Raw genomic sequence first — 15,970 nt, 5'->3', positions numbered from 1 at the left:
CCACCAGTGTGACCCGCGACCGACGCGGGTATCGATGCCCTCACCCGGACGAGGGACCGTTGTTGTCTTGGCTGGCTTGAAAATCGATGTACTCCATCACGCTGCGCAGCCTCTCCGGCGAAAGCTGACTCGCGCGGGCGGCGAGCTGTCGCACGTTGTGTTCGCCAAGGCGAGCCAAGATCTCGTGTTGGCGGTTGAGTTCCCGGCCTCGGTCCGAGTTGGTGAAGTACTCCATATCCACGCCGAAAAACTCGGCGATCTTCACTACCACTGCGTGGCTTGGTTCCGACTTGCCGTTGAGTAGATCGTAGAGGTAACCGCGCGATACCCCGACTGCTGCAGCGACATCCGGTTTGCTGTATTCCGACCCGTCCTCGCGTTTCACGCTGCTGAAGAGACGACGGAGCTTGGCGGCGAATGTGTCGCCAGCCGCACTCTGCTCAGCCACGGTCCCCACCTTCTCTCACACGGCTGTGTCATGCATCCCTGACCAGCAATATCAACAGTCCGGTAGAGTTGACAGCTTGCTCGGTGCGCCTTACGTTCGTACTACGTTGTCGACTATATCGGACAACAGGCGTCAGGCATACCGACAGCTTTGGGAGTCGGCCGACTCCCTGGCGAAAAGATCAGAAACTTGCGGGCCCCGGTACCTGCCTGTCACAAGAGCCGAGTGATCTTTTCGTGGGACCACCGATGCCCCCAATTTGTTCGGCAGTCACCAGCGGAGGAGGAGTGGCTATGAAGGCGAATTCCGTGGAAGAAGATCGACCTTGTGCGGCTTGCGTCTTGAGGGCAGTGGACCCGCTTGCTGGGTTGGCCGATCGCTGGGCATGGGAGGAGCGGGCTCCCAGACTCCTCCATGATGTCCAGCGAGCCCGACAGCAGGTTGCCCGGTTGCTGGTCGACGTGGTTGCGCCGCAGGGGGCCTGGCGGAACCAAGCCGGATGGGACCACTGTGGACTTTCCTCACGCGAAGGTTCAAGCGGACGGCTATGTCCCGGCCACCGGTCGCACACCAACAGAACACAGGGAGGCAGACGTGGCTGTGATCACGATGCTGTCAGCGAAGGGATCCCCGGGAGTCACGACCGCGGTCGCGGCGTTGGCAACGATGTGGCCAGGCCCAGTGCTGGTGGCCGATGCCGATCCCAGCGGTGGAGACATGGTGCCAGGTTGGCTGGGGTCTTGGTGGGCGGACGGGTGGATTCGCGCCGACAAAGGTGTGGTGAGTTTCGCCCGCAGCACTCGCCAGTTGACGTCCGTTCCAGCAGAGGGGTTCGCCGGACACGTCCAAGTCGTTCCTGGCGCTCGGCACGTTCGAGTACTCGGCGGTGTGGCGCATCGGGCGCGGGGTGCCGCGATCGGCGAGACCGAATGGCGCCGGATTGCCTCTGCTGCGCGGGATCTCACCCGTGACGGTGGGCCGGATGTGCTGGTGGACGCGGGCCGGTGGGTTCCCGAGACACCGTGGCCGCTGATCACGGCGGCAGATCTGGTGCTCCTGGCGGTGCGTCCCAGCCTCCGCCACGTCCATGCAGCAATACCAGTGGTATGTGCCCTGCGGGAGATGGTTCGGACGGATCGCCTGGCGCTGGCGGTCTTCGCGACCACGCCCCGGCAAGCCCGCGCAGTGAGCCACACCATGGGGCTGCCGATCGCAGTGGAATTCCCGGACGAGCCGACCGAGGCGCGAGTGTTCAGCGACGGAACTCCGCATCATCACGATCCGCGGCACTGCCCGCTGCAGTGCTCCGCATACGAGGCCGCCCACGGACTTCATACCCGGCTCAGGCTCCACGCCTCGCGCACACAGCCGTCCGTGTTCCCGAACAGAAAAGGTGCTGCGTGATGACCCGACCAGGAAATCCACCATGCCAACACGAGGCGGTCGACAAACTCACCGGTCTGCCCGATCGGTGGTCCTGGGACGCCCACGCCTCCCGACTCCTGAGCGAATCCCGAGAATCCGGCAACCACATGGCCTTGCTACTGGTCGACCTCGATCGGTTCAAGAACATCAACGACACCTGGGGCCACCTCGCCGGCGACGCGGTCCTGGTCGGCGTGGCCCACGCCCTACGCAATGTTGTCGGCGCTGACGGGCTCGTGGGGCGCTATGGCGGTCATGGAGGCGACGAGTTCCTCGTGCTGCTCAAGCACGCCGACGCCCAGCGCCCTGTGCGGGTGGCCGAACAAATCCGGCACGACGTTCGCAACCTCGCGGTGACGGTGACAGCCACCTCGGGCGATCGGGTCCTGCTGACCGGGATCTCCGCGTCTGTCGGGGTGACCACCCATCCGCCCGACAACCTCGGTTCGCTCCGGCAGCTTGTGCTGGCCGCCGACTCCGCCCTGCAGCAAGCCAAACAACACGGTCGTGATCAAGTACGAACGGTTGCAGGCCCGTCTGATACCGACGAGCAGGCAGTCGTCGAGGCACACCTGATCCAGCATCACTCGCCGGCCGAGCCCCTCTCCGTGCTGGACCACAACACCTGCTTGCAGCACCTGCTGAACTTCTCCCACATGATGAGCGGACAGTGGAACCCCGACGTGCTGCTGGCACTCTCGACCGGACCACGGCGCTACACCGATCTACTGGCCACCATTCGCACCTCGACAGCAGTGGACGGCTGGTCAGGGCGAACTCGGCACATCCAGGACAGCATTCTCAACCGCACCCTGCGGCGCCTCGAACGAGACGGGCTGATCTTCCGCACGGAAGAACCGGGCGTCTGGCCTCGATCCGTGCACTATGAACTCAGCCCGGCCGCCCATGAACTACTCAAGGCGGTCATTCCCGGCGTGCTGTGGAGCCACCGGCACCAGGATCTGATTGTCCAGGCTCAGCAACGCACGCTGGCCCGCGCCGGGTAACACGCACTGAATCCCAGCACGGAATTTCCTTGTGCACTCCAAGATCCTCGGTCTTCATCATGACTTCGAAAGGAACTTGGGGTGCGCGCCTGAAACATCCTGTGCCGCGGTATCGGCTACCAGAGACCACGTCCCCGCAGTCGACTCGTCACCCCCCGAACGGGTCGGCTGCCCACCGGCTGCGGGGAGGTCGAGTCCCCACCTCCCCTCGACCTCCCCGCAGCCACGCCTCCACTGGTGACTAGCAGTGGTGGCTATTTCCGGGTGCGCCAGGGACGGTCGCGATGTTGCATGCGCTCGAGGAGCCCCTCGTAGTGGTTACCCTCGCGGGTAGTCCCGTAGCCGTGCTGGGAAACGATGCGATTGGACAACAACGCCCACCCTGCGCTTGCTGCCTGACGGACCCCTCATCATCCCCGTGGCCTTGGGCGACATCGGAGAGCAGGGCGAGGAGTGCCTCCGTCTCGTCACCGCTGAGAAGCACATCCGAGTCCAACGGTCTCTTGCGTGCCATGTCCTCTCCGTTCCCGCCGTATTCGCCACGACAGCCTCATCGTGACCGCTGATCGGGTGGGCTCGCTCGCCGGTGAGCTGATGCAGGCTTGACAGGCGATCAGTCGAATGGGATCAGCAGCGCAGTGAAGGCGCCCGCGATCAGCGCTGGGCCGAATGGGATCGGGGTGTGTCGAGACGCTCGCCGCAGCGCGATCAGGACTGCACCGGCGAGGGCGCCATAAAGCAGGCCGAGGATGGCTCCTGCGGCCAAGGTGGTCCATCCCTGCCAGGCCAGCGCCAGACCCAGCAGTCCTGCCAGCCGCACGTCGGCCGCGCCCATCGAACCAGTGGCAACCAGCGCAATGGCCAGGTAGAAGACGAAAAGACTGGTCATTCCCAGCAGCGAGCGCACCATCGCCGCTGCGTCGTGGTCGACCACCGTCGCAAGCCCGAACAGCAACACCAACGCGGGGTAAGCGGGCAACAGCAGCTTGGTCGGCATGCGCTGTTCCACAAGATCAATGACGGCCAGCGGCACGCACACGATGGCCAGCACGCTGTAGGCGAGCAGTGCGACGTGAAGACCCGTACGCCAGGCGAATAGTCCAAAAAGGACTCCCATTGCGGGTATGAAGGCCGTGGCCGCAACCAGCGAATGCCCCTCTGCTCGGACAGCGAGCAGTCGACGGGTTGGCCCGCTCATGACGGCACCCACGGCACCGCCGAGCAGACTCCACGCGGCGATCACCCACCACTCATTCACGGTTGCGGCCCCGTTGCGCGTCGTACGGGAAAACTACAGTGGGTATCGATCATGACACCTCCGGCGGTGATGATGCGGCCGTTGGAGTGTCCTCCAGTCTTACCTGCCAGTGCCTTTTGCCCCAGGACATCTAGTCCATTCGGGTGATCTTTGGGCAAATAGTCCATACGCACCTCAAGAGGCGTTCATGCGCACCTTGAAGTCGGCAATGGGGGGCGGTGTAGACCTGAAGTCCAGATCGCGTACCAGCGAAAATGATCTCCTCTCCTGATCTGGGGGTGAAGTCGTGATCAAGGGCAAAGCCTTAGTTCCCGTCGGCGTCCAAGCAGTTGGGGCAGCGACAGCGGCGTTCTTCGTTCTGGCTCTGGCAGGCTGCAGTTCGGGTGGTTCTTTGGGCCCGGATTCGCCAGCGCTCGATTCGCCGGCGCCCACCTCCGAAGTGCCGCCACCGTCGATCTCATCGGCCGATGCAGCACGAGAACAAGCAGTCGCTGCTTATCTGGGCATGTGGCGAAACTTTTCCGATGCCGCTACCACGTCGGATTGGCAGTCTCCGCAGCTGGCGCAGAACGCGACCGGAAATGCACTCTCCACGCTCTCTCGCGGGCTGTACGCCGACCATTACAACGGGCTTGTTTCTCGGGGACAGCCTGTTCTCAATCCTCGAGTGTCCTCAACGGACCCTGCGAGCGCTCCGACCAAGGTCGTGATCTCGGACTGCGGCGACTCCACGAACTGGAGGAGAGTCCGCGCCGACAATGGGCAACCGGCCAATGACGGGCCCAGCGGCAGGCGACAGATCAACGCGATCGTGAAGAAGGCCGTGGACGGCTCGTGGAAGGTGACGGAATTCGGCGTTTTGGCGGTCGGGACATGTTAAGGCGATTGATCACCACTGCCGGAGGCGTTGTCCTTCTCGCGTTCGCGAGCACGGTGCCGGCCGTCGCAGATCCTTGGGGAAGCGTGGATTGCAGCCAGAACCCCAACCCCACATGCGATCTGGGCGCGGGTCAAGGCGAGCCCGACCCTGGCGGCGGCAACCCGGGCCGCCCACCGGCTGGTGGCCAGCAAGGCGACGGTGATGGCACGGCCGAGGGCGGCGAGGACGACGGCGGCGATGGCATCGTCGGCGGCGATAACCCTGGGGCCCATTGCTCGTACGTTCGTAGTGATTACCGGCCTCCGGTCGACGGGGTGGCCACGGTCGCCTACCGGCCGCCGCAGGAGTCGGGCGCGATCACGGTGCAGCCTGCGGTGTTCCAGCGCAAGCCTGCTCGACCGGCGGTGTTGACGCAGGCCCCTGGACCGTCGGGTGCGTGGTACGTCTATCGATGCGATCGGCCGGGTTTCGCGGATGCTTTGTACCGGCCGCCGGTGTGGATCCCCGATGGGCAACCCGGCGCGCCCGTGCCCTCGCCGGCGGAGTTGGCCGAGCAGGCTCGCAATCAGCTCCGGCTGCCGTCGCCGCGGATCCAGGCCAACCCCGCGGGTGATCAGCTCGTGCAGCTGCCGACCTGGTTGTGGCTGAATCAGGCCAGTTGGGGGCAGCGGTCAGCGACCGCGTCGGTTCCCGGGGTCTCGGTGACAGCGGTCGCGACACCGACGTCGGTGTCGTGGTCGATGGGCGACGGCCGGACAGTGACCTGCACAGGCCCAGGAACCCCGTTCTCCGCGGGCAACGACCCGAAAGCAGCCTCACCGGATTGCGGCCATATCTACCGCGCCTCGTCAGCAGGCCAGCCGAATCAGGCGTATCCGGTGATCTCCACGGTGCACTGGAGGATCACCTGGTCCGGCGCTGGTCAGTCCGGGGTTTTTCCGGACATGACGACCAGCTCGACAGCGGCGTTCCGGGTCGCTGAATCCCAGGCACTGGGCACCGGCGGCTGACCCACACCTCGGGCTCGTCTCCGAGGTCGACCACACAACACACACGCAGTCCTTTTTGTCCGCTCGCTGATCAACTCCAGTGACGCGGCCTTGGACCCCTATGTCTGGAGGCACCCGGTGAACCCATCCAGCACTACTTCACCTGACACCGAGCGCCCCGCGACGCCACCGGCGAGCGGATCGTGGGTGAACAACCGGAAGACCTCGGGTACCGGTTCGCGGCTGCGGGGCAGTGGACGGCGACGCAGCATTCCGCACCTGCTGCTCGGGGCTCTGTTGGTGCTGGCCTGCGCGGCGGGGGTGGTCATGTGGTCGCTGAACGTCGGTGACCGCCGCTCCGTGCTGGCGCTGGCCCGCCCCGTGGCGGTCGGTCATGTCCTGTCGCCCCAGGATGTGCGTGAGGTGAACATCTCAACCGATGCCGGTGTGACCACGATGCCTGCTACACAGGCGTCCACTGTGGTCGGTCAAACGTTGGCGACCAGCTTGCCCGCCGGGTCGTTGCTGACCCCCGACGTTCTCGGGGCAGGGCGGGTTCCCGGCCCGGGGCAGGCCGTCGCCGCGCTGGCGTTGAAGGCCGGCCAGTTCCCACCCGAGCTGGCACCCGGGGCGCGGGTGGCGGTGGTGTTCGTGCCCGGCTCGACCACGGGCTCGGCCAGCACGCCCCCGTCGGTGCAGGACGCTTCCTCGGGGTGGCCGGCCACCGTCACCAGTGTGACCGCGCGGGCCAATGAGCAGACCACGGTCGTGTCGGTGCAACTTGGTGAGGCCGCCGCCCGCCAGGTCGCCGCGGTGCCGGCGGGGCAGCTGTCGGTCGTGATGCTCTCCGGGGGAGGTGGACGGTGATGTTGGTGGCCGTCTGCAGTCTCAAGGGATCCCCTGGGGTGACGACCTTCTCGGTCGCGATGGCGGCGCGCTGGCCCGGCGAAGCGCGGTGTGTGCTCATCGAGTGCGACCCCTCCGGCGGGGACATCGCGACCCGGTTCTCGTTGCCCTCCTCGCCCGGGTTGGTAAGCCTGGCCGCGGCGGCACGCCGCACCATCGAGGCGGGATTGCTGTGGCAGCACACGCAGCCGCTGCCGGGCGGCTTGCCGGTGGTAGCCGCACCACCGGGCGCGGACCACGCGCGAGCCGCATTAGCGGCACTGGCCCCTGGACGCGCAGACGAGGGCGTGCTGCAGCTCGCAGCAGGAGCACCAGACACGGTGGTGATCGCCGACTGCGGGCGGGTTGACCCCGGGTCTGTGGTGCTGCCGATTGTGCGGTCGGCGGACGTGCTGCTGGTGTTGAGCAGGGCACACGCCGACGACTTGGCGCACGTCGCCACCCGCCTGAACACGGTGAGCCGATGGTCGGCTCGCCCTGGGCTGTTGCTGGTCGGCGAGGGCTACTCGACCGCCGAGGTCTCCCGTGAGCTGGGTGTTCCAGCAATGGGCCGGATTCCCGAGGACCGTCGCGGCGCGGCGGTGTTGTGCGGTCGCCGCGGCCGACGCCGCGGCCCGTCGCGCTCCGCACTGGGCCGCACCGCCCGCGGTGTAGCGCAGGCAGTGCTTGGACACTCGCCCACACGCCACATCGGAGCACCGAGTCCCGTGCCGATTTTGCGAGCGGTTGCAAGCGATGCCAACCCACCCGAGACGCCGAACGGACACCGAGCCGAGTCATCGATCACGCCGCCGCCGAACACGCCGGCACCGGAGGACACGTCGCGAACGGGAGGCACGCATGACTTATCCGAATAACGGCTATCCGCCACCGATCCCACTGCCCCCACGCCAGCCGCAGTCGGGTGGGCAGCGCACGACGCCCTCCGACGCAGGGCAGGAGTCCTGGCCGCATGGCGCCGCGGCTGCCTCGGCCATGGGCCCGTCCGGTGGGGATAGCGAGATGCCCGAGGCGGCGGCACTGGCCCGGTTGCGGCAGCATCTCCGGGACGCGCTGGCCACCGAACTCCCGAATGCCGTGGACGCCCAGCAACGACGCACCGGCGCGGCGGCCACCCGTGAGGGGCGTCGCGAGTTGGCGCGGGCGATCCTCGACGAGGCGGTGCGCTCGCACAGCGAAACCGAGTTGATGGCCAACCGCATGCTCGCGCCCAAAGACGTCGAGCAGCAAGCGATCAGCGAAGTGATCAACGAGGTCTTCGGCATGGCGGGTCTGCAGCCGTTGTTGGATGACCCGAGGGTGGAGACCATCAACGCCAACCGATTCGACCGGGTCTTCGTCCAGTACAACGACGGACGCCGCGCGCAGGTGGCGCCGATCGCCGCCTCGAATGAGGAATTGACCGACCTCGTGCGGATGCTGGCTGCGAGGGCGTCGTCGGAAGAGCGGCGGTTCGACCGGGGTTCTCCCGCGGTGAATCTGCAACTTCCTGGCGGGGAGCGGTTGTTCGCGGTGATGGGGTTGACCTCGGGCGGAATGACGTCGCTGTCGATCCGCCGGCACGCCTACCTCACCGTGACTCTGTCCCAGCTGCGCGCCCAGGGCACCATCGACCCCGGGTTGGAGCAGTTCCTACGGGCGTTGGTGCGGGCACGCAAGAACATTCTCATCACCGGCGGTACCGGGATCGGCAAGACCACCATGCTGCGAGCGTTGGCCTCGGAGATGGATCCGATGGAGCGTTTGGTGACCATCGAGGACGCCTTCGAACTCGGCCTGGAGATCGACCCGGAACTGCACGCGGACATCACCGCCTTCCAGGCCCGCGAGGCCAACGTCGAAGGCGAGGGCGCGATTTCCCAGGCCGAACTCGTCCGCTGGGGCCTGCGTATGAGTCCGGACCGGGTCATTGTCGGCGAGATCCGCGGACCCGAAGTGATCCCGATGTGCAACGCCATGTCCCAGGGCAACGACGGGTCGATGGCTACCCTGCATGCCTCGTCCTCGCGGATCGCGTTCACCCGCCTGGCCTCCTACGCCGCCCAAGGCACCGAACGTCTTCCGGTGGAGGCGACAAACCTCTTGGTTGCCTCCGCGGTGCATTTCGTAGTGCACCTGGCCAAAGCCACCGACCGCACCACCAGAGTGGTCTCCTCCATCCGCGAAGTCGTCGGCGCCGACGGAGCGCAGGTCATCTCCAACGAGGTCTACCGGCCCGGACCGGACCGCCGCGCGCTGCCGGTGGCCGGGGCGCTGCGCACCGAAACCCTCGACGACCTCATCGACGCCGGCTTTGACCCGGACCTGCTCGAGGCCCCCGAAGGGTGGTGGCCGCGATGACACCGGCGATCAACGGCACCACGGTGGTGGCCGCCGTGTGCGGACTCGGTATCGGCGTGGGCCTGCTGCTGATGATCACCGGGTGGCGAGGCGTGAAGGCGCACCGGCCCCGAAGGTTCGCGCGCTGGCACCGCGGCAACCGCGACCATCAACGGCTCCTGCTGCGTGTGGCCGCCTCCGTGACGATCGGCCTCCTGACAGGAGTCGTGACCGGATGGGTCGTCGGCGCGCTGTTGGCCGGGTTGGCGTGCTGGGCCGTGCCGCGCGTGCTGGGGCGGGATCCGGAGCACGCCCGGCGCATCGCCCGGATCGAGGCGATCGCGACGTGGACGGAAATGCTGCGCGACACCCTCGCCTCCGCAGCCGGTTTGGAGCAGGCGATTCTCGCCACCGCACCCCTGTCACCCGCGGCGATCCGGCCTGAGATCACCGAACTCGCCGCACGGCTGGAAAACGGCGAACGCCTGGCGCCGTCGCTGCGCGCACTGGCCGGCCACCTGGCCGATCCCACTGGTGACTTGGTGATCGCCTCGCTGGTGCTGGCCTCCGAGCAACGAGCCCGCCAGCTCGGCGATCTTCTCGGGTCCCTGGCCAAGGCGGCGCGGGACCAGGCGTCGATGCGGATGCGGGTGGAGGCCGGTCGTGCCCGCACCCGCACCTCAGTGCGGGTCATCGTCGGTACCACCTGCGCGTTCGCCGTCGGGATCGTCGTGCTCAACCGCCCCTACCTGGCCGCCTACGACTCGACCACCGGGCAGTTGATGCTGCTGGCCGTCGGCGGGCTATTCGCGTTGGGCTTCGCCTGGCTGGCCCGCATCGCCACCGTGTCCGAGCCAACGCGGTTCTTGACAGCGGCGCCGGGCGCTGCTGGCGATGAGCGGGAGGAGGTCTCGGGAAGGCAGGTGTCGCCGTGATCATCAGGCTGCTGCTGGGAATGGGGCTCGGGGTTGGGTTGTGGTCGCTGAGCGTGTGGCTGTTCCCGCCCCGCCCCGCATTGGGTGAGGTGTTGGCCCGAGCGACCAGGCCGGTGGCGCCTCCGCCGATCCTGGCGACCGGCGCCGAAGGCTGGGCGGCGCGGCTGGGCCGCCCGTTCGTCACCCCCTTGCGGGCACTCGGGTTGCCCGGTGCTCGGCTGCGCCGGGACCTGGCGGTGCTGGGCCGTCCGATCTCCACGCACCTGGCGGATAAGGCCACGGGTGCGCTGATCGGGCTGCTCCTACCCGCGGCACTGCAAGTGGTGTTGGCTCTCGGCGGGGTCTGGCTGGGCCTGGAGGTACCGGTAATCGCCGGGCTCGTGCTGGCCGGACTCGGATTCCTCCTCCCTGATCTGCGCGCCCGCTCCGAAGCGGCGAAGCTGCGTACCGGATTCCGGCATGCGCTGTCGGCCTACCTCGATCTGGTGTGGATCACCCTGGCCGGCGGCGCCGGAGTGGACAGCGCACTCGGCGACTCTGTCGCCGTTGGCCGCGGCTGGGCTTTCGCACAGATCCAGCGTGCCCTAGCCACCGCGCGGCTGACGCGCACCACGCCCTGGGCCACGCTGCGGCGACTCGGCGACGAGCTCGATGTCACCGAGCTATCCGAACTCGCCGCCTCCGTGTCGTTGGCCGGTACCGAAGGCGCCAAGGTCCGCGCGTCGTTGGCGGCAAAGGCCGCAGCACTGCGAACCCACCAGATCACCGACGCCGAAGCCGAAGCCCAGGCAGCCACCGAACGCATGTCCCTACCAGTGGTGGCCTTGTTCCTAGGATTCCTCGTATTCATCGGCTTTCCGGCACTTACTCAAGTCCTCAATGGACTGTGATGCGCCTGCACAGGAGAAGAGGCAAGAAGATGATGTGGACCTACCTGAACCTTTTGTTCGGCACGGTGCGAGCCAGGATCGACGAGCTGCGCCGCCACCCCGACGCGGGATACACAACCGAAACGGTCGTCGTGACGGCGGTGCTGATCGCGGCTGCTCTGGTAGTCGTCGGGATTTTGGTGGCCAAGGCCGTGTCCAAGGCGAACGAGATCAACCTCGGAATGTGACATGATCCCCCGGTCCCAGGCTCGACCAGCCCGCCACCGTTCACGGCCAGCCACCTCGCGTGTGTCTCGGCTGTGGCAGGCGCTGCGTGGGGATCGTGGCTCGGTCAGCGTCGAGCTCGTGATCGCCACCCCATTGTTACTGATCATGCTGCTGGCAATCGTGCAATTCGCGCTGTGGTCGCACGCCACCCACATCGCCCAAGCCGCTGCCTCGCAGGGATTGGCTGCCGCACGGGTACAAGCCGGCACGGCGGCCGACGGCAGCGCACAAACCCAGCAGGTGCTCGATCAGCTCGGCCGTGGCCCGCTGACCAACACCCACATCGCGGCCACACGTGATACCGATGCCGCCTCGATTCGCGTGACCGGTGACGCCTCCGCGGTGATCCCATTGCTCGCTTTGCCAGTCCATGCCGAAGCCGCAGGGCCCGTGGAGAGATTCAGACCCAACGTTGCCGCCAGCGGGAGGTGAGCCGCAACCATGACAGCCACGACACCGCCGCGGAACCGCCGAATACGCGCCTACGACGCCCCAGAGTGGCGCAACCAGCGACGCGGCGATCGACAGGGTAAGTGGGGCACGTGGTGGCGGGACGATCGCGGCTCCGTGGCCGCGGAAGTCACTCTCCTCACGCCGTTTTTGGTCATGTTGCTGGTGTTCGTCGCGGTCGTCATCCACCGCGGTGTCGATGCGCGGGTACGGCTGGACGACGCCGCGCACCAGGCCGCCCGCGCGGCCAGTATCGAACGCTCCGCACCCGCCGCCGTCACCGCCGCGCAGGCCACCGCCAGCAGCACCCTGTCAACCGCGGGCGTGGTGTGCGAGTCGCTGGGAGTGGAAACCGACACCTCCGGCCTGGTGGCCGGAGGTGCCATCACGGTGACCGTGACGTGCACGGTCAACTTCAGCGATGCCCTGATCCTCGGCGTGCCCGGGCAGAAAGAGTTGTCCGCCACCGCAAGCGAACCCGTGGACGTCTGGCGCTCGGTCTCGACCAACAGCGGTGGGGAGCAGCTCATGACCCGACACGCACCGCCCTCCTGCACCGGCAGGGTGTGCTCCTGGCTGCGAGGGCGGCGACAGTGGTGGGGCACCGAGGAGGGCCGGGTCTCGGCGTTCGTCGTGACACTGGTGGTCGCGATCGTCGCCATGGCCGGGCTGACCTTGGACGGCGGTCTCGCGCTGGCGGCGAAAGTCCGCGCAGGTGGCCAGGCCGAAGCCGCCGCGCGCGCCGGCGCCCAAGCTCTCGATCTCAACGCCTACCGCGCCACCGGCACGGTGCAGCTGGTTCCGGACCACGCCGTCGCCGAGGCCCAAAGCTACCTCGCTCAGGTGGGCACGACCGGCACGGTCTCGGTATCCGGAGACACCGTGATGGTCACCGTCACCAGCACTCATCGCACCCAACTTCTGGGCCTGGTGGGGATTTCGTCGCTGCCGGTGCACGGCAGCGGAAGCGCGCACCCACAGCGCGGGGTGGAGGACATCGAACCGTAAGAACGAGAAAGAGCCATGCCATGAACACCTCCAGCACACGCCACCGGCAACGCCGCCGCTCCGGCACGCGACATCCCGTGTGGCGGGCCGCCGTGGCGACAGCCAGGATCGTCGGCCGCGTGCTTCAGGGCGTGCTCGCCTCGACGGTGCTGGGTGCGCTGCTGGCCGGGTTGCCGTGGGCGTTATGGCACTACATCGGCTGGCCCCTGCCCGATCACCTCCCCGACTGGGTCGAGGTGCAAGCGGTGTTGCTCGGCCCCATGACCACCACGTTCCTCCTGGATGTGCTGGCGTGCCTGTGCTGGATCACCTGGGCCGCGTTCGTCATCGACGTCGCCCACTGCACCCTCGCAGCCCTGCAGGGCCTGCGATGGCCCGAGCTGCACGCAGGCGGGCCGGTGCATGCCGTGGCCGCGATCCTCATCGGCGTCCTCGTCGCATCCCTGTTGGGCAACCGCAGCCTCACTGCCGCAGCCACCGGGATGCCCGAGGGCACCAGCGGCAGCAGCGCGGTCGTCGCGACCGCCCCCACATGGAACACGGCTGTGCCACGTATCCAGCCGATCACGACAGCCGGCCGCACTCCCAGCGCTGCAGCAATTGTTCACCGTTCCGCCGAGATCCCGGCGTCCACAGTGGAGACCGTGATCGTGCGTGCACCGGAGGGCGGCATCCATGACTCGTTGTCTCGCATCGCGGCGCGCACGCTCGGCGACGGCATCCGCTGGCCCGAGATCTTCGAGCTGAACAAGGGAAAACTCCAACCGGGCGGCGGCAGGTTCACCAACCCGAATCTGATCTTTCCCGGCGAGGAGCTGGCTCTGCCGCCCACGACCACACCCGAAACGTCCCCTCCACGCAGTGGTGATCAGGACGGGACAGCCTCGACGCTGCCGGTGCCACCACCGCCCCCACCGACCTCGACGCCTCCTTCGCCGTCGTCGACGCCCGTACCGTCCACCAGCCCTTCCCCACCGTCGAGCGAGCAGCACGCCCCTCCTGCCAGCCCGGCTGCACCGGACCTGCCCACCGACGCCCGCCCGCGCCGTGATCCGGGCATCGCCTGGGGGCCGGAGGTGTTCGTCGGCCTGGGCCTGGCCGCGGCGGTCAGCGCCGCCCTGGTGATGGCCCGCCGACGCTCTCGCCGTACCTACCAGCCTGGCAGTGGCCGCCGCGACGACGACCTCCCCGTGGCCCCGGTGGTCTACCAGCTGCGGCTGGCGCACCTGCGCGCCGAACACGACGACACCGACGGGAACCGTGACCCCGACGAAAGCGGCAACCATGGTCGGCGTGGCGCTGCGCGCCCGCTCGTCGTCGGCGCACCCGCACCGAGCACAGATCCCAGCAGTGTGCACGCCACTGTGGACACCGCAGCGGGGATCGGCGTGCGCGACGGGCGCGACATCGCTCTCGATCTCGCGTCCGCACAGGGTCTGGGACTCCTCGGGGCGGGTGCGCCCGCCGCGGCCCGCGCGCTCCTGCTCGCGATGCTGGCCACCGAACACCCACCCGCCGGACGAGCCCCACGCCAAGTACGGTCCGGTGCCACGGTGATCGTCCCGGCTGGCGATCTCGCACTCCTGCTGGGCCCGGAGGCCACGCGCAGCGAATTGCCCACCACATTGCGGGTCGTGGCCGACCTGGACACCGCACTCGACGAACTGGAAGCCGAGATCCTGCGCCGCACCCGCGAAAACGAACCCTCCCGACAACAGGCGTGGCCAGTCGTGGCCCTCGTCGCTCGCCCTCCAGACCAGAACACGCAGCGGCTGCAGGCCGTGCTGGACAACGGAGCCCCTCTCGGAGTCGTCGCAATCCTGCTGGGCCAATGGCGACCCGGGGTCACCACCTACATCCGCGCTGATGGCACCGTCACGGCCACCAGCCCCGGCCCGGGCGAAGCACTGCGCGGCACCCGCGTGTTCCGGCTGCCCGAAGCCGCCACCACCGACCTGCTGGATCTCCTCCGCCAAGCCCAACCAGACACTCCACCATCGACAGCCGACGGACCGGAGAACGCACGCGCATCGTCGAATACCGCGGCTGCCGTAGGCAACCCGAACACGCCCGAAACCACCACAACCGGCTACGAGGTCCCCGACAACACCGAGTTGGAAGTCACCGCGATCAGCGACGCGGAGCAGCCAGACATCACTCGAGCACGTCCGGTGACCGACCCTGCCTGGCACTCTGAAACCACAACCTCACCACCCGACCGCAGTTCGGGCGACCAACACCCGAACCGCGCTCACGTGCACGCCGAGACCACCTCGCCAGCTGGGCACGTCGCCGAGGAGCCCGAGCGGGAACCCGGCCTCGACGATCGCCCCGTCACGCCGATCGCGCTGACCGTGTTGGGTTCCCCGCACGTGCGCTGGCGCCACGATCCCCGGGACGAGAACAGCTCGGCACGCGATGTCACCAGCGCGTTTCCGCCCCGGCAACGCGAGCTGCTCGTGTTCCTCGCGGTGCACCCCGACGGAGTGCACCGCGACGCACTCGTGACCGCGCTGTGGGAAGACAACCCGCCGGAGCGGCCCACCAACGCCCTCAACACCGCGCTGTCACGGCTACGCCGCTGCGTCCGCGAGGCCACCGACGGTGCCCTGTCCGACATCACCATCATCGGAGAAAGCCGCTACCAACTTGACCCTGCGCTTGTCGACGTCGACTACTGGCACTTCCACACCGCCGTGGCCGCACGGCGGGCAGCCGCCACCGACGACGAGCGGATCATCGCCTACCAGCGCATCGTGACCAACTACGGGGGAAAACTGGCCGACGGGATGGACACGGAATGGATCGACGCCGCCCGTGAAGCCGCCCGCCGCGACGCGATCGACGCCGTCGCCGCACTGGCCCGAGCCCACGTGAACACCGACCCGGAATACACGCTCGATCTGCTAGAAACCGCGCGGGAATTCGACCCCCACAACGAGCTGCTCTACCGCGACATCATGCGCCTGCAGGAGCGGCTCGACCGCCACGACGCCATTCCCCGCACCCTCGCCCTGCTGTCGGCCCGGATGGCTGAGGTCGGTGACAAGCCCACCGCGCAAGCCCTCGATCTCGCTGCACGGCTGCAACACCGCACCGACCCGCCCCCCAGCGAAGGCCACCGCAGGCAGGAGGGAGAACATCGCCGTGGAACGGCCGCGGCGAGTTAACCCTCCGCCACCAACGTC

The 15,970-nt window shown here is 67.7% G+C and carries 15 protein-coding genes; 13 read left to right on the top strand and 2 right to left on the bottom strand.

Translation table 11 applies throughout. From position 1 onward, the window contains the following. Positions 1-40 precede the first annotated feature (40 nt). Positions 41-448: a helix-turn-helix domain-containing protein gene (locus BJ970_RS17105; protein WP_184727177.1), complete on the bottom strand. Its 408-nt coding sequence runs from the start codon at positions 446-448 to the stop codon at positions 41-43. 594 nt (positions 449-1,042) lie between these two features. Between BJ970_RS17105 and BJ970_RS17100 the strand changes: the two genes are divergently transcribed. Then, complete coding sequence (locus tag BJ970_RS17100; RefSeq protein ID WP_184727176.1) at positions 1,043-1,852, top strand: CpaE/TadZ family protein; 810 nt, start codon at positions 1,043-1,045, stop codon at positions 1,850-1,852. Continuing rightward, a complete protein-coding gene (locus tag BJ970_RS17095; RefSeq protein WP_184727175.1) occupies positions 1,852-2,880 on the top strand; it encodes a diguanylate cyclase in 1,029 nt (342 codons plus the stop codon). Before BJ970_RS17100 ends, BJ970_RS17095 begins: the two co-directional genes overlap by 1 nt. Positions 2,881-3,493: 613 nt before the next feature. On the opposite strand, the gene BJ970_RS37900 is transcribed toward BJ970_RS17095, so the two are convergent. Beyond that, positions 3,494-4,123, bottom strand: a complete 630-nt coding sequence (locus BJ970_RS37900) for a prepilin peptidase (RefSeq protein WP_184727174.1) — start codon at positions 4,121-4,123, stop codon at positions 3,494-3,496. A 301-nt stretch (positions 4,124-4,424) separates the two neighbouring features. Here BJ970_RS37900 and BJ970_RS17085 point away from each other — a divergent pair, with 301 nt between their 5' ends. The 11 genes from BJ970_RS17085 (at position 4,425) to BJ970_RS17030 (ending at position 15,952) form a co-directional block, all read left to right on the top strand. Continuing rightward, positions 4,425-5,018 (top strand): hypothetical protein, encoded by a 594-nt coding sequence (locus BJ970_RS17085; RefSeq protein WP_312864287.1) that lies wholly within the window; start codon positions 4,425-4,427, stop codon positions 5,016-5,018. 83 nt (positions 5,019-5,101) lie between these two features. Continuing rightward, positions 5,102-6,028 carry a hypothetical protein gene (locus tag BJ970_RS17080; RefSeq protein ID WP_312864286.1) on the top strand — a complete coding sequence of 309 codons (927 nt, stop codon included), beginning with the start codon at positions 5,102-5,104 and terminating at the stop codon, positions 6,026-6,028. A gap of 186 nt (positions 6,029-6,214) precedes the next feature. After that, complete coding sequence (locus tag BJ970_RS17075; RefSeq protein ID WP_312864285.1) at positions 6,215-6,874, top strand: SAF domain-containing protein; 660 nt, start codon at positions 6,215-6,217, stop codon at positions 6,872-6,874. Between the two features lie 38 nt (positions 6,875-6,912). After that, positions 6,913-7,770 carry a CpaE/TadZ family protein gene (locus tag BJ970_RS17070; protein ID WP_184727171.1) on the top strand — a complete coding sequence of 286 codons (858 nt, stop codon included), beginning with the start codon at positions 6,913-6,915 and terminating at the stop codon, positions 7,768-7,770. 118 nt (positions 7,771-7,888) lie between these two features. Next, complete coding sequence (locus BJ970_RS17065) at positions 7,889-9,253, top strand: TadA family conjugal transfer-associated ATPase (protein ID WP_376775123.1); 1,365 nt, start codon at positions 7,889-7,891, stop codon at positions 9,251-9,253. After that, positions 9,241-10,167 (top strand): type II secretion system F family protein, encoded by a 927-nt coding sequence (locus BJ970_RS17060; RefSeq protein ID WP_312864284.1) that lies wholly within the window; start codon positions 9,241-9,243, stop codon positions 10,165-10,167. The genes BJ970_RS17065 and BJ970_RS17060 overlap by 13 nt, the downstream gene beginning before the upstream one ends. Beyond that, positions 10,164-11,057 carry a type II secretion system F family protein gene (locus tag BJ970_RS17055; RefSeq protein ID WP_312864283.1) on the top strand — a complete coding sequence of 298 codons (894 nt, stop codon included), beginning with the start codon at positions 10,164-10,166 and terminating at the stop codon, positions 11,055-11,057. The genes BJ970_RS17060 and BJ970_RS17055 overlap by 4 nt, the downstream gene beginning before the upstream one ends. Positions 11,058-11,086: 29 nt before the next feature. Next, entirely contained in the window at positions 11,087-11,284 is a 198-nt protein-coding gene (locus BJ970_RS17050) for a hypothetical protein (RefSeq protein WP_246470877.1), read from the top strand. A 1-nt stretch (position 11,285) separates the two neighbouring features. Continuing rightward, the gene (locus tag BJ970_RS17045) at positions 11,286-11,756 is read left to right on the top strand and encodes a TadE family protein (protein ID WP_184727168.1); all 471 of its coding nucleotides are present in this window, start codon (positions 11,286-11,288) and stop codon (positions 11,754-11,756) included. 9 nt (positions 11,757-11,765) lie between these two features. Beyond that, the gene (locus BJ970_RS39490) at positions 11,766-12,782 is read left to right on the top strand and encodes a TadE/TadG family type IV pilus assembly protein (protein ID WP_312864282.1); all 1,017 of its coding nucleotides are present in this window, start codon (positions 11,766-11,768) and stop codon (positions 12,780-12,782) included. A 20-nt stretch (positions 12,783-12,802) separates the two neighbouring features. Further along, complete coding sequence (locus BJ970_RS17030) at positions 12,803-15,952, top strand: LysM peptidoglycan-binding domain-containing protein (protein ID WP_184727167.1); 3,150 nt, start codon at positions 12,803-12,805, stop codon at positions 15,950-15,952. Positions 15,953-15,970: the final 18 nt, after the last annotated feature.

Origin of the sequence: Saccharopolyspora phatthalungensis (assembly GCF_014203395.1) — a bacterium.
Classification (GTDB): domain Bacteria; phylum Actinomycetota; class Actinomycetes; order Mycobacteriales; family Pseudonocardiaceae; genus Saccharopolyspora; species Saccharopolyspora phatthalungensis.
This window is presented reverse-complemented; position numbering and strand designations above follow the sequence as displayed.

Coding starts and splice junctions, on each gene's coding strand:
- BJ970_RS17050 (WP_246470877.1), top strand. CDS start 11,087: ATGATGTGGACCTACCTGAACCTTTTGTTCGGCACGGTGCGAGCCAGG.
- BJ970_RS17095 (WP_184727175.1), top strand. CDS start 1,852: ATGACCCGACCAGGAAATCCACCATGCCAACACGAGGCGGTCGACAAA.
- BJ970_RS17065 (WP_376775123.1), top strand. CDS start 7,889: ATGGGCCCGTCCGGTGGGGATAGCGAGATGCCCGAGGCGGCGGCACTG.
- BJ970_RS17030 (WP_184727167.1), top strand. CDS start 12,803: ATGAACACCTCCAGCACACGCCACCGGCAACGCCGCCGCTCCGGCACG.
- BJ970_RS17045 (WP_184727168.1), top strand. CDS start 11,286: ATGATCCCCCGGTCCCAGGCTCGACCAGCCCGCCACCGTTCACGGCCA.
- BJ970_RS39490 (WP_312864282.1), top strand. CDS start 11,766: ATGACAGCCACGACACCGCCGCGGAACCGCCGAATACGCGCCTACGAC.